Below are 12394 nucleotides of genomic sequence, written 5' to 3' on the forward strand. Positions count from 1 at the left end.
GCAGGCGGCTGCAGCGCGGCGCGGGCGCAGAACTCGGCCCAGCCGGGCGCGGGGCGTTGACAACTGGCCAGCAAGGCCGGCCAGGCGGCCAGCAGGTCGTCGCCGCCCCAGCCGGGCAGGTCCTGCCAGCCGACGGTGACCCAGCGTGCGGCGGCCTTGGGTGCAGGGGCCGTGACGGCCGGGCCGGGCGAAGGGCTGGGCGGCTGCAGCGGCGGCGAGGAGCAGGCCGCCAGGCTTCCTAGAATCACCGCCAGCCCTCCCCGCGCCCACAGACCCATGCTCCTCCTCCTGCTCGAAGCCCTCGGCGCGCTCGCGATCCTCGCTTTCATCGTCTGGTGGACCATGTTCTCCGGCCGCAAGAAGGGCGAGCGCCGCGACGACACCTGATCTCTCCAGCACTGCCAAGATTGGCGGGCCGAGCGCCGGGCCGCTCCCAAGCCGGCCCGTCTTGACGATGTGCTTGCCGGTCGATCCGGCAAGCATCGTCGTCCCCTCGGGGGACCGGCCAAGGTAGGCCTTGGACGAGGGGCCTCATTTCGGCGGCACCAGGAAGCTCATCGGCTGGCGCCGCAGCCGCGCGCGGATGGCCGCGTAGACGCGCTTGCGGTCGGCCAGGCGCACCCCGCGCGAGCGCATCGCCACCTTGAAGGCGCAGAAGAAGCTGACGCCGACATTGAGCATGCCGATGCCGATGATGCACAGCACGCAGGACCAGAACGCCCAGGTGGCCATGACGCCGACACCGAGCGCACCCACGGCCGCGGCGAGCTGGCCGGTGGCGAGCGTGACGTGGCGCACATCCAGGTCCAGGCCGATGAAGCCGAGCAGCGGCGGTGCCAGGCCCAGCATCAGGCCGAGGCTGATGTTGGCGGTCAGCCCGGAGATATTGGCCCGCCACCACTGCGACCAGGCGCGCGCGCGCGCCTGGCCCACGGTGCCGACGATGCGCGGGTTCCAGGCGATGGCGCTGTCCAGACGATGGAAGACGAACCAGTTCTCGACCCAGCCCGCGATGAGGCTGGACGCGAACAGCAGCGTGCCGGTAAAGGCCGCGAACAGCAGCGACGGGCCGAACAGGCTGAGCGAGTTCAGCACGTACTCGGCCTCGCGCTCGCCGACCAGCGGCATGCCGAAGGCCAGCCAGCACAGCCCCTGCACGGCCAGCACCAGCGGCGCGACGACGCTGAGGTTGCCGATGATGCCGGCGGCCTGCGAGCGCACGAGATGCGTCACCTCGTCGACAAAGCCGACCACGCCGTCGTCCCGGTCGATGTAGAGCAGCCTGTCGGCCATGGCCGGCGCCGTCATGGCCGGTTGCTTGGTCGCCACCGTCCAATGCAGCAGGTGAATGAGGACGAAGCACGACGCGTAATTCACGCCGGCCCAGAAGCCGCCCCAGAAGGCGGTGAAGCCCAGCAGCGCGATGGCGAACTTCAGAAAGGTCGTGCCGGCCAGCAAGGCGCCGCCGCCTGCCGCGCGCCTGAGCATGTCGCGGTACTGGCTGCGGCTGCGGGTGATGTAGTGCTCGCCGGTCTCGGCGCTGCGCTCGGCCACCTTGCGCGCCAGCAGCGAGTAGTGGCGTGCGAACAGCGTGCGCAGGCTGCGCCGCTCGTGCACCACGCGCACCAGGCCGGCGACGAGGCGCAGCAGCTCGCGCTGCGGTTGCCTGGACAGCAGGCAGGCCAGCAGCGCCTCGATGCGGTCCAGCCGCGCGCCCAGCTGTTCGACGGAGAACATCAGGTCAACCGACACGCCGTGCGCTTCCAGGTGCGCCGGCACGGTCTGCGCGGCCGCGCGGCAGCGGTCCAGCAGCGCGTGCAGGTATTGCATGGCCGGCGCCAGTCCGGCGGGGTCGCCCGTCAGCGCGCGCTCGACGGCCTCCCAGGCGGCGGGCAGCTTGTGAAACGGCCGGTCCTGCAGCGTCAGCTCGTCCATGCGCACGCGCAGCGCGCCGGAGAGGCCCACTGCATGCACGCTGCTGACGAGCACGGTGACCGCGGCGCGCATCTCGATGCGCCAGTCGCCATCGGGTGCGGTCGAGAACAGCAGGCTCAGCCGGGCCAGCAGTTCGTCGTCGATGGCGGCGATCCAGTCCTCGTCGGTCTCGTCGCCGAACAGCAGCTCGAACAGTTCCGCCAGGTCACGCGTGTCGGTGGTGGCCGGCAGCAGGCGGCGGCGCAGGCGGCCGAGGAATTCGCTCCACAGCGCCATGCGCGGCGCAAAGCCGACTTCGGCAAACAGCGCGACCGCGTCGACATCGTTCCAGACGCCGCCGATGACCCCGGAAAACGCCGCGGCGTGCTCGGGGTGGCGCTCCAGCACATTGAGCAGGTGCTTGAGGCGCACGATGGGCCGCGGCGTGCCGAGGGCCTTGACGGCTTCCTCACGCGGCGCGTGCCGCAGCCATTCGAGCAGGCGCACCAGCCACAGATTGCGCTCGGCCAGCTGCGCCTGCGGGTCGGCCGCGTTCAGCAGCGCGGTGAGGTCCCAGGCTTTGTTGCTGAACGTCAATGCAAACTGGCGCTGTCCGCCAAGAGGAACTCGGCGACGTCGGTGAAGAAGATGTCGCAGGCTTCCGTGACGCACAGGAAGCGGCCGCGCATCGTGCCCTGCGGCGTGCCGATCTGGGCCCAGGAGCTGTATTGGAAGCTCTGCCCCGGTGCCAGCACCGGCTGGTGGCCGACGACGGCCAGGCCGTCGACGACCTGCAGCTGGCCGCGCGCATCGGTGATTTCCCAGTGCCGGCCGATCAGCTGGCCCAGCACGTCGCCGGTGTTCTCGACGGTGACGGTGTAGCTGAAGGCGTACAGGCCCTGCTCGAGGTGGGTCTGCTCGGGAAGGGCCTGCACGACAACGCTGCAACTGAAACGGGGGTTCGCCATCAGGTGATTCTCGGCGTCGAAAGCTATGCTCGCCGCATGTTTGTTGGGAAGTCTGATCCTAAGTGCTCCGCGGTCTCTGGCTGCTGAGCTGGCTTTTGAGCCTGGCGGCTGCCGCCAGCGCGCAGGAACTGCAGCTGCGCACCGCCCAGCAGAGCGGCTCCTTGGTCAAGTACGACCCCGACGGCGCCGCTTCGCGGCCGGGCCTGTGCATGGAGGTGCTGCGCGCGGTCGAGCGGCTCGACCCCGGCCTGCGTTTCACCGGGCTGGACCAGCAGGTGCCCTTGAAGCGCGTGGAGCGGCTGCTGGCCGAGGGGTTGGTCGATGCCTTCTTCTGCCTGCTGAAGTCGCCCGAGCGCGAGAAACAGTGGCGTTATGCCGCGGTGCCGCTTTACACCATCCGCCATGTCGTCCTGCAGCGTGCCGATGATGCGCGCCACTTCGACAGCCTGCCCGATCTGGCCGCGGCCGGGCGCGACAAGCGGGTGCTGGTCATGCGTGGCACCGCGCTGGCGCGCCGGCTCGTCGCCGCCGGGGTGGCCATTGCCGAGGTGGCGTCGGAGCGCGAGGCCCTGCAGATGCTGACGCTGGGCCGCGCCGATGTCATCTATGGCCAGGACATCAACCTGCAGCGTCATGTCAGCGACAACCGGCTCAGCGAGAAGCTCCGGTTCGGCCGCACGGTCTTCCAGGAGGAAGCGCAATACCTGGCGCTGCGGGCCGACCTCCCGGCCGCGCATGAGGAAAGGCTGACGCTGGCGCTGCGCCGGCTGGAACGCGACGGCACGCTGCGCCAACTGGCCGAGAAATACCGCTCCCCATGAAACCCCTGTACCTGCCGCCTGACGGCCGGCCGCGCTGCGCCTGGTGCGCCGCCGCGCCCGGCGACGAGACCTATCTGCGCTATCACGACGAGGAATGGGGGCGGCCGGTGGCCGACGACTTCCGCCTGTTCGAGAAGTTATGCCTGGAGGGCTTCCAGAGCGGCCTGTCGTGGCGGACCATCTTGAACAAGCGCGAGGCCTTCCGCGCGGCGTTTGCCGGCTTCGACTTCAACAAGGTCGCGCAGTTCGGCCAGGCCGACGTGAACCGCCTGCTGCTTGATGCCGGCATCGTGCGCCACCGCGGCAAGATCGAGGCCGCCATCCACAATGCCGCCCGCTGCGTCGAGCTGGTGGCCGCCGAGGGCTCGCTGGCGGCCTACCTGTGGCGCTTCGAGCCGCCGAAGAACTCGGTGGCGCACAACCTGTCGCAGTCGCCGCCCTCCGAGGCCCTGTCCAAGGACCTGAAGAAGCGCGGCTGGAAGTTCGTCGGCCCGACGACCGTGCATGCACTGATGCAGGCCATGGGCCTGATCAACGATCACCAGCCTGGCTGCCACCACTGGGCAGAAGCGCAGAAAGCGCGGGACGCCTTCAAGCGCCCGCGTTGAATTCGGGCCGCGCGCCGTGCCCCCAGTGGACTTGTCGTGGCTGCCGAAGGGCAGCCACTGCGACTGCGCGGTCTGCAAGACCGGCCAGACGCGCCCGCGTTCAGCGCGGCGCGACTGGGCGAGGGGCTTCACTTCGGCATGATGACGCTGTCGATGACGTGGATCACGCCGTTGTCGGCGGCGATGTCGGTGGCCGTCACCTTGGCGTTGTCGACCATGACGCCGCCGCTGGTCGACACGGTCAGCTCACTGCCCTGGACGGTCTTGACCTTGCCGGACTTGACGTCCTTGGCCATGACCTTGCCCGGCACGACGTGGTAGGTCAGCACGGCAGTCAGCTTGGCCTTGTCCTTGAGCAGGGCGTCGAGATCGGCCTTGGGCACCTTGGCGAAGGCCGCGTCGGTCGGCGCGAACACCGTGAACGGGCCGGGGCCCTTCAAGGTATCGACCAGACCGGCGGCCTGCAGTGCCGTGGCCAGGGTCTTGAAGCTGCCGGCGGCGACGGCGGTGTCGACGATGTCCTTGGCTTGGGCAGCGCTGGCGGCCAGGGAGAGCAGGCTGATGGCGATGAAGGTCTTCATGAAAAACTCCGGTGAAAGCACAGGGGATGAAAGCGGGCCGGCTGGCCCGCGGGGGGGGGACGAGGAATTCAGAGCCTGGGCAGGATGGGGTTGCGGCCGTCGGTGACTTGAAGATGCCGCCCTGCAGCGGCATCGCGGCCAGAGGCAGGTTGGCACCCAGCGCGTGGTACTGGAGCACCGTGCGCGGCAGCGGCTAGCAAGGCGGCGGCGAGGCCGCACCAAAGGACTTGCAAACTCACTTCATCTCCGTTCGGGCTGAGCGGAACCAGCACACCCTTCAGGGCGGGCCGACAAGACATCGGAAGGAATGGGAAAAGGGCTGCTCAGTCGTCGGGCGGCAGCAGTACCTCGTCCAGGCAGTGCAGCACGCCGTTGCTGCAGCTCACGTCGCTGCCTGCTACCAGCGGCAGCAGCAGGTCGCCGCTGCGCAGTAGGCCCAGCGCGCTCCACTGCAGCGTCTGCCCGGCCAGCGTGTGCATCGCGCCACCCCAGGGGAACGCGCTGCTCGGCAGGCGCCCGGGCAGCAGGTGGCCCGACAGCAGCCGGGTCAGCAGGGTCCGGTCGGCCCACAAGGCGGCAGGGCTGAGTCCGAGCCGCGCGGCGGCGCGTGCCAGCCCGCGGGACGACGGCGCCAGCACGGTGAAGGGGCCGTTGCAGTTCAGCAGCGCGGCCAGGCCGGTATGTTCCAGCGCTGCGGCAAAGCGCCGCCGGTTGGGGTCGGCGGCGATGCGTTCCCACAGCGAGGCAGTGACCGCCGGCAGCGCGCGGTCGACGACCAGCACCCGCAGCCCGGCAACCTCGCCGGTCCGGCCGAGCTGCTGCACCACCCCGCCGGCGCTGTCACGCCACTGCCGCGCAGTGCCTCCCGGCCGCAGCAACTGTCCGTCCAGCATCTGTAGCAGGCCCCCGCTGCGTGCGTCGTCCGCGCTCAGGTGGCGCATCAGCCAATGCTGCAGTTCGTTGCGGGGCAGTTCGCCGGGCACCACGCCGGCCGCGCGCAAGGCCTGGTCGCTGGGCGCCAAAAGCGTCAGCGCGGCCGTCGCCGAGGGCGGACCTGCCAGTCGCGCCGCGGCCAGCACCGGCACCAGCCACTGGGCGCAAGGCAGCGCCGTTGCACCCGCAGCGCCGGGGGGCAGCAGGTGGTGGTGACGCAGGGGATTCAACAGTTGCAGCCAGTCCAGCATCGCGCAGACCTCGCAAAAAACTCAACACGCCCTAATGTGAACTCTGCAGTTCATTTAGTCAACAGCATGGTCTATTTTGCGAATACCTAGGACTCATGCATACCAAACGGTGTGGATTTGGCCGCGTCGGTTTTACAATCAGCCTCATGACTCGCCCCCGCTTCCGCGAACAGGTGCTGCTGGCACGCGAGGAGGCCATCGTGGCCTCCGTCAACCGGCTGTTGGCCGAAAAGGGCTTCGAGGCCATGACGGTGGACGCCGTGGTCGCCGATGTCGGCATCGCCAAGGCCAGCCTCTACAAGCACTTCACGTCCAAGGAAGAGCTGGCCGCTGCGGCCATGGTGCGCGTGCTGGACCGGGCGCTGGACGAGCTGGCGCGCCTGCGCGCGCTGCCGCCGAATGCGCTGGGGCGGCTGGAAGCCGTGGCGCGCTGGAGCTACGAGCAGCAGATCGCCGGCCAGATGCCGATCCTGCCGTCGCAAAACTCGACGCTGCGCGCCGCGCTGACGCAGGACAAGGCCTATATGGACCGGCTGATGCAGCTGTCCGACGAGCTGGGCGGCTGGATCGTCGAAGCCCAGCGCGAGGGCCATGTCGACGCCGCGCTGCCCCCCGAGCTGGTGCTCTACACGTTGTTCGCCCGCGCCTGCGATCCGGTGCTGACGGCCATCCGCGCCAGCGGCGCGCACAGCGACGAGCAGATCGTCGGCTGGCTGGTGCGGACCTGGCTGAAGGGCCTGGCCACCTAGCCGGCGCCGGCCGCGCTTCTAGAATCCGCGGCCATGGCCGCCCCCCACTACCGCATTGCCCCCAGCCTGCTGTCCGCCGATTTCGCCCGCCTGGGCGAGGAGGTCCGCAACGTGCTGGCCGCGGGCGCCGACTGGATCCACTTCGACGTGATGGACAACCATTACGTACCCAACCTGACCTTCGGCCCGATGGTTTGCGAGGCCTTGCGCCGGCATGCCGTCAAGCCCGACGGCACGCCGGCCGTCATCGACGTGCACCTGATGGTGCAGCCGGTCGACAGCCTGGCCCAGGCCTTCTGCCGCGCCGGCGCCGACGTGGTGACCTTTCACCCCGAAGCCAGCGCCCATGTGGACCGCACACTGCAGCTCATCAAGGCCGAGGGCAAGCAGGCGGGCCTGGTGTTCAACCCGGGCACGCCGCTGGACATGCTGGAGTGGGTCATCGACAAGGTCGACGTGATCCTGCTGATGAGCGTGAACCCCGGCTTCGGCGGGCAGAGCTTCATTCCGTCGGCGCTCAAAAAACTGAAGAAGGCGCGCGAGATCATCGACGCCCATCAACTTGAGACAGGCCGCGACATCCGCCTGGAGATCGACGGCGGCGTCAAGGTCGACAACATCCGCGAGATCGCCGCGGCAGGCGCCGACACCTTCGTCGCCGGTTCGGCCATCTTCAGCAAGCCCGACTACAAGGCCGTCATTGATGCGATGCGCGCCGAGCTGGCGCAAGCAGCCTGACATGGCCGCCCTCCTGCTCGTCTGCACCGCCAACATCTGCCGCTCGCCGATGGCCGAAGCCATCTTCAAGGCCAGGCTGGGCGAGGTGTTCAAGACCATCACGTCGGCCGGCGTGCATGCCGACCCACGCGGCGGCCCGGTGGACGCGCGCGCCGCCGCGGCCCTCGCGCGCCATAACTACAGCGTCGAGCGCAAGTGGCGCTCGCAGCGGGTACAGCCCGAGAACCTCGGCCAGTACCACCTCGTGCTGGTGATGGAGAGCGAGCATGCCGAGACCCTGCGCAAGAAGGCCGCCCCCGAGCACCACGCCAGGATCCAGCTGCTGACCGACTTCGTGCCCGAGCTGGCCGGCGAGGACGTGCCCGACCCCTACTTCGGCCCGGTCGCGGGCTTCGATGTCGTCATCGGCATGCTGGAACGCGCCGCCCAGCGCTTGCTGGCCGAAAGCCGCGAGGGGCGCCTCAAGCTGGATTGATCAGGCCTGCAGCGCGCGCGCCAGGCGCGCCCCCACCGCCGCGTTGTGCTTGACCAGCGCGATGTTGGTCACCAGGCTGCGGCCGCCCGTCAGCGCCTTGATGCGCGCCAGCAGGAAGGGTGTGATCGCCTTGCCGACAATGCCCTGGGCATCGGCCTCGGCCAGTGCCTGGGCGGTGATCGCGTCGATTTCCTCGCGCGGCATGGCCTGGGCGGCCGGCACCGGATTGCTGACCACGACGCCACCGTGCAGGCCCAGGGTCCACTTCGCGCGGATGAAGCGCGCCTGCTCGGCCGCATCGTCCATGCGGAAGTCAGCCTTGAGCCCGCTGTCGGGCGTGAAGAAGGCAGCAAAATTGTCCTGCCCGACCGACAGCACCGGCACGCCGTGGGTCTCCAGGTACTCCAGCGTCAGGCCCAGGTCGAGGATGGACTTGGCGCCGGCGCAGACAACGGCCACCGGCGTGCGCGCCAGCTCCTGCAGGTCGGCCGAGATGTCGAAGCTCTCGTGGCCGCCGCGGTGCACGCCGCCGATGCCGCCGGTGACGAAGACCTCGATGCCGGCAAGGTGGGCGCAGATCATCGTCGCGGCCACCGTGGTCGCGCCGAGCTTGCCGGTCGCGATGGCAAACGGCAGGTCGCGGCGGCTGAGCTTCATCGCGTCGGGCGCCTGGGCCAGCTGCTGCAGCTCGGCATCGGTCAGGCCGACGCGGATGCGGCCGCCGATCACGGCGATGGTGGCCGGCACGGCGCCCTCGATGCGGATGACGTCCTCGACCTCGCGCGCCGTCTCCAGGTTCTGCGGCCAGGGCATGCCGTGGGCAATGATGGTCGATTCGAGGGCGGCGACGGGGCGGCCCTGCTCACGGGCGGCCGCCACTTCGGGCGAGAGTTGGATCAGTTCATTCATCGTTCTTCCAGAAACCTCGGAGTCAGTTCGGGGTGCACGCTGTCGGTCGTCTGCAGCGTCAGCGCGGCCAGGTCCAGGCCAAGGCGGGCGGCGGCGTCGAAGTCGTCGCAGTCGCGCAGCAGCGCCGCGCAGACGCCGGCCGACAGTGCATCGCCCGCGCCGGTCACGTCGACGACATGGACCCGCGGCGCCGGCCAGTGGCGCGGCGCGTGCTCGCGCTCGCTGAGCAAGAGGCCGTCGGCCCCCTTGGAGACCAGCACGCAGCCGACGCCGCGCGCATGCAGCGCGTCGAAGGCCGCGTTGGCATCGGCGGCGATGGTGGCCAACTCGCCCAAGTTCAACACCAGCAGGTGCAGGCCATCCAGGCGCTCGGGAAGGCGTTCCATCTTGGCCTCGGACACGGCCACGCCCACCAGCGGGATGCCGCTGGCGCGGGCCTCGCCAAGCAGCAGCGGCCAGGCGTCGGTGGGCAGGTTGCCGTCGGCGACGACCAGGGCCGCGCCAGCGCGCAACGCCTTGCTGGCCTCCAGCGCCCAGGGGTTCAGCCTTTCGACAAGCGGCATCGACGCCAGTCCGAGTTCCAGGCTGCCGTCCGGCGCCAGCACGGCGGTATAGCTGTCGCTGGCATGGCGGCGCAGGCGAATGACGGCGCGCGTGTCGATGCCGACGGTGGCGGCCTGCTCCAGCAGCATGCGGCCGCCAGCGTCGTCACCCACGGCCGCGACGAGGGCCGCCGGCAGGCCCAGGCGCGCCAGGTTCTCGGCCACGTTGCGCACGACGCCGCCGGGCGTCTCATGCGATTCGCAGGGGTTGGACGAGCCCTGCAGGGAGTTCGACAGCAGTTTGAGCTTGCGGTCGATGTTGAGGCCGCCGATGCAGACGATGGGGGCGGCAGTTGTGCTCATCGCCGGATTCTAGGAAGCCTGGCCCTCGGCCCACCCGGCCATGGCCACGGCCAGTGCCTGCACGACCTGCGCATCGGTTCGCCCGCTGCGCGCCCGCACATGGAAGGCGTGGTCAGCGTCGTCCTCGACGTGCAGCACGGCCCGGTCACCCAGGCGCCGCACGACACCCAGCAGCAAGTCCGGCGCCGCCAGCTCATCCCGCGTGCCCTGCAGGAACAGCATCGGCACCTTCACGTCATCCAGGTGCGCGGCCCGCTCGATTGCCGGCTTGCCGGCGGGGTGCAGCGGAAAGCCGACAAACACCAGCCCGCGCACACCGGGCATCGACGCCGCGGCCTGGGCCTGCGAGGCCATGCGGCCGCCAAAGGACTTGCCGCCCGCGAACAGCGGTGTGCCGGGCAGGCGCGCCCGTGCCGCCGCCACGGCGGCACGTACCGCAGCGTGGGCGACTGCGGGCGTATCGGGCCGCCTGGAACCGCGCTCCATGTAAGGAAACTGATAGCGCAGCGTGGCGACCGCGTGATCGTGCAGTGCCTGCGACAGCGCGACCATGAAGCTGTGTTCCATGCCGGCACCGGCCCCGTGCGCGAACACATAGGTCCAGCGCGGCGTGGGCGGCTGCAGCCACAGCGCGGAGACGGTGGTCCGGTCGTCAACCGTCAGCGTGAGGGGTTCGGGTGCGTCCATGCCGCCAGCTTAGTGCGCTAGAGTCGCCCGCGGTGCGGCGCCAAGCCGCCCACGTCGCTCGGACGGTTCCGGGCGCTCACGTGACACTGCCAATGACCTCTTCCCCTTCCGCTGCCGGCGGCAAGCGCCGTTTCGCGCGCATCGACCGCCTCCCGCCCTACGTCTTCAACATCACCGCCGAGCTCAAGCTGGCGGCCCGCCGGCGCGGCGAAGACATCATCGACATGAGCATGGGCAACCCCGACGGGGCCACGCCGGCGCACATCGTCGCCAAGCTTGCCGAAGTCGCGCAACGACCCGACACCCACGGCTACTCGGCCAGCAAAGGCATCCCGCGTCTGCGCCGCGCGATCGCTCACTGGTACGAACGCCGCTACGGCGTGGCCATCGACCCCGACCACGAGGCCATCGTCACCATCGGCTCCAAGGAGGGCCTGGCCCACCTGATGCTGGCCACCCTGGACCGCGGCGACACCGTGCTGGTGCCCGATCCGAGCTACCCCATCCACATCTACGGCGCCGTCATCGCCGGCGCCGACATCCGCGCCATTCCGGTCAGCAGCGAGGTCGACTTCTTCGCCGAGCTGGAGAAGACCATCCGCGGCAGCTACCCCAAGCCCAAGATGATGGTGTTCGGCTTCCCGTCCAACCCCACCGCGCAATGCGTGGACATCGGCTTCTTCGAGCGCGTCATCGCTCTGGCCCAGAAGCACGACATCCTCGTCGTGCATGACCTGGCCTATGCCGACATCGTCTTCGACGGCTATGTCGCGCCGTCCATCATGCAGGTGCCCGGCGCCAAGGACGTGGCCGTCGAGTTCTTCACGCTGTCCAAGAGCTACAACATGGCCGGCTGGCGCGTCGGGTTCATGGTCGGCAATGCCGATCTCGTTGCCGCATTGGCGCGCATGAAGAGCTATCACGACTACGGCACCTTCACGCCACTGCAGGTGGCCGCCATCGCCGCGTTGGAGGGCGACCAGCAATGCGTGAAAGACATTGCGGCGAGCTACCAGCGCCGCCGCGATGTGCTCTACAAAGGCCTGATCGAAGCCGGCTGGCAGGTCGACTGCCCCAAGGCCAGCATGTATATCTGGGCGCCCATCCCCGAGCCCTACCGTGAGCTGGGCTCGCTGGAGTTCGCCAAGCAGCTGCTGGAAAAGGCCAAGGTCTGCGTGTCGCCCGGCATCGGCTTCGGCGACCATGGCGACGGCCATGTGCGCTTCGCGCTGATCGAGAACGAGTCGCGCATCCGCCAGGCGGTGCGGGGCATCAAGGCGATGTTCAAGGCGGATGGGCTGATGAAGCAGCCCGCCGCCTGAAGGCTCATCGGTTGGGCGACGCGATGCTGTGGCTCTGCCACAGCTGCAGCCCGCCGACCGCCACCACATGGTCTTCCCAGCCGTCCAGGCCCGACACGATGAGCGTGCCGATCCGCCCCTTGCCGCGCACCACCAGCGGCACCGCCCCGCCCTCGGCGCGGAACAGCTCCGGGTCCAGCCCGGTGTCCTTGTTGAAATCGGCGCCACGCTCCAGGAACTGCTGGCGCACCATCCACGAGCTGTGGCCGAACTTTCGGCTCACGTTCTTCTTTTTGATGACCCAGTCGGCATGACCGGCGCCCGTACCGTCCATGAAGTAGACGAACAGGGGATGGTCGTCCTTCTCGATGTGAATGGCGATGGGGCGGCCCGGAAACCATTCCAGCGACAGCGCCAGGATGGACTGCCCGATGGCCATGGCATCCGCCGCATTCAGGCGGTCGAACACCAGGGCGTTTTCCTGTGCCGCACAGGCGGCGACGGTCGCGGGCGCTTTCAATGTCCTGTCCATGCTAGTGGATACCTCTTGCGGA

Annotated in this window: 14 protein-coding genes and 1 pseudogene; 6 read left to right on the top strand and 9 right to left on the bottom strand. The window is 69.3% G+C overall.

Annotation, left to right across the window (positions count from 1 at the left end; genetic code table 11):
- The 3 genes and pseudogenes from ACT6S0_RS12230 to apaG all read right to left on the bottom strand — a co-directional run.
- Positions 1-248, bottom strand: a pseudogene (locus ACT6S0_RS12230) (transglycosylase); the annotation flags it as partial.
- 283 nt (positions 249-531) lie between these two features.
- Positions 532-2511: a site-specific recombinase gene (locus tag ACT6S0_RS12235; protein WP_444764102.1), complete on the bottom strand. Its 1980-nt coding sequence runs from the start codon at positions 2509-2511 to the stop codon at positions 532-534.
- Positions 2508-2882 carry a Co2+/Mg2+ efflux protein ApaG gene (apaG, locus tag ACT6S0_RS12240; RefSeq protein WP_444764103.1) on the bottom strand — a complete coding sequence of 125 codons (375 nt, stop codon included), beginning with the start codon at positions 2880-2882 and terminating at the stop codon, positions 2508-2510. Before apaG ends, ACT6S0_RS12235 begins: the two co-directional genes overlap by 4 nt.
- A 62-nt stretch (positions 2883-2944) precedes the next feature.
- On the opposite strand from apaG, the gene ACT6S0_RS12245 reads away from it, so the two are divergent.
- A complete protein-coding gene (locus ACT6S0_RS12245; protein WP_444764104.1) occupies positions 2945-3703 on the top strand; it encodes a substrate-binding periplasmic protein in 759 nt (252 codons plus the stop codon).
- On the top strand, positions 3700-4311 hold the full coding sequence (locus ACT6S0_RS12250; protein WP_444764105.1) for a DNA-3-methyladenine glycosylase I: 612 nt from the start codon (positions 3700-3702) through the stop codon (positions 4309-4311). Before ACT6S0_RS12245 ends, ACT6S0_RS12250 begins: the two co-directional genes overlap by 4 nt.
- 128 nt (positions 4312-4439) lie before the next feature.
- On the opposite strand, the gene ACT6S0_RS12255 is transcribed toward ACT6S0_RS12250, so the two are convergent.
- Both ACT6S0_RS12255 and ACT6S0_RS12260 read right to left on the bottom strand, forming a co-directional pair.
- Entirely contained in the window at positions 4440-4892 is a 453-nt protein-coding gene (locus tag ACT6S0_RS12255; protein WP_444764106.1) for a fasciclin domain-containing protein, read from the bottom strand.
- Positions 4893-5215: 323 nt separating this feature from the next.
- Complete coding sequence (locus tag ACT6S0_RS12260) at positions 5216-6076, bottom strand: fasciclin domain-containing protein (protein ID WP_444764107.1); 861 nt, start codon at positions 6074-6076, stop codon at positions 5216-5218.
- Positions 6077-6222: 146 nt separating this feature from the next.
- Here ACT6S0_RS12260 and ACT6S0_RS12265 point away from each other — a divergent pair, with 146 nt between their 5' ends.
- The 3 genes from ACT6S0_RS12265 to ACT6S0_RS12275 are packed head-to-tail and all read left to right on the top strand — an operon-like array spanning position 6223 to position 8038.
- The gene (locus ACT6S0_RS12265; protein ID WP_444764108.1) at positions 6223-6825 is read left to right on the top strand and encodes a TetR/AcrR family transcriptional regulator; all 603 of its coding nucleotides are present in this window, start codon (positions 6223-6225) and stop codon (positions 6823-6825) included.
- Positions 6826-6858: 33 nt separating this feature from the next.
- A complete protein-coding gene (rpe, locus tag ACT6S0_RS12270) occupies positions 6859-7563 on the top strand; it encodes a ribulose-phosphate 3-epimerase (protein WP_444764109.1) in 705 nt (234 codons plus the stop codon).
- Between the two features lies 1 nt (position 7564).
- A complete protein-coding gene (locus tag ACT6S0_RS12275) occupies positions 7565-8038 on the top strand; it encodes a low molecular weight protein-tyrosine-phosphatase (RefSeq protein WP_444764110.1) in 474 nt (157 codons plus the stop codon).
- Here the strand turns inward: ACT6S0_RS12275 and ACT6S0_RS12280 are convergent, their stop codons facing one another.
- The 3 genes from ACT6S0_RS12280 to ACT6S0_RS12290 are packed head-to-tail and all read right to left on the bottom strand — an operon-like array spanning position 8039 to position 10539.
- Positions 8039-8947 carry a pseudouridine-5'-phosphate glycosidase gene (locus ACT6S0_RS12280; RefSeq protein WP_444764111.1) on the bottom strand — a complete coding sequence of 303 codons (909 nt, stop codon included), beginning with the start codon at positions 8945-8947 and terminating at the stop codon, positions 8039-8041. It lies immediately after the preceding gene.
- On the bottom strand, positions 8944-9852 hold the full coding sequence (locus ACT6S0_RS12285; RefSeq protein WP_444764112.1) for a carbohydrate kinase family protein: 909 nt from the start codon (positions 9850-9852) through the stop codon (positions 8944-8946). The genes ACT6S0_RS12280 and ACT6S0_RS12285 overlap by 4 nt, the downstream gene beginning before the upstream one ends.
- A gap of 9 nt (positions 9853-9861) precedes the next feature.
- On the bottom strand, positions 9862-10539 hold the full coding sequence (locus ACT6S0_RS12290; RefSeq protein ID WP_444764113.1) for an alpha/beta hydrolase family protein: 678 nt from the start codon (positions 10537-10539) through the stop codon (positions 9862-9864).
- A gap of 92 nt (positions 10540-10631) precedes the next feature.
- Between ACT6S0_RS12290 and alaC the strand changes: the two genes are divergently transcribed.
- Positions 10632-11861 (top strand): alanine transaminase, encoded by a 1230-nt coding sequence (gene alaC, locus ACT6S0_RS12295; protein ID WP_444764114.1) that lies wholly within the window; start codon positions 10632-10634, stop codon positions 11859-11861.
- Positions 11862-11865: 4 nt separating this feature from the next.
- On the opposite strand, the gene ACT6S0_RS12300 is transcribed toward alaC, so the two are convergent.
- Positions 11866-12372, bottom strand: coding sequence for a heme-binding protein (locus ACT6S0_RS12300; RefSeq protein ID WP_444764115.1), 507 nt, complete (start codon positions 12370-12372; stop codon positions 11866-11868).
- Positions 12373-12394 lie beyond the last annotated feature (22 nt).

The organism is Roseateles sp. (assembly GCF_052436255.1).
In the GTDB taxonomy this organism is placed as follows: domain Bacteria; phylum Pseudomonadota; class Gammaproteobacteria; order Burkholderiales; family Burkholderiaceae_C; genus Pelomonas.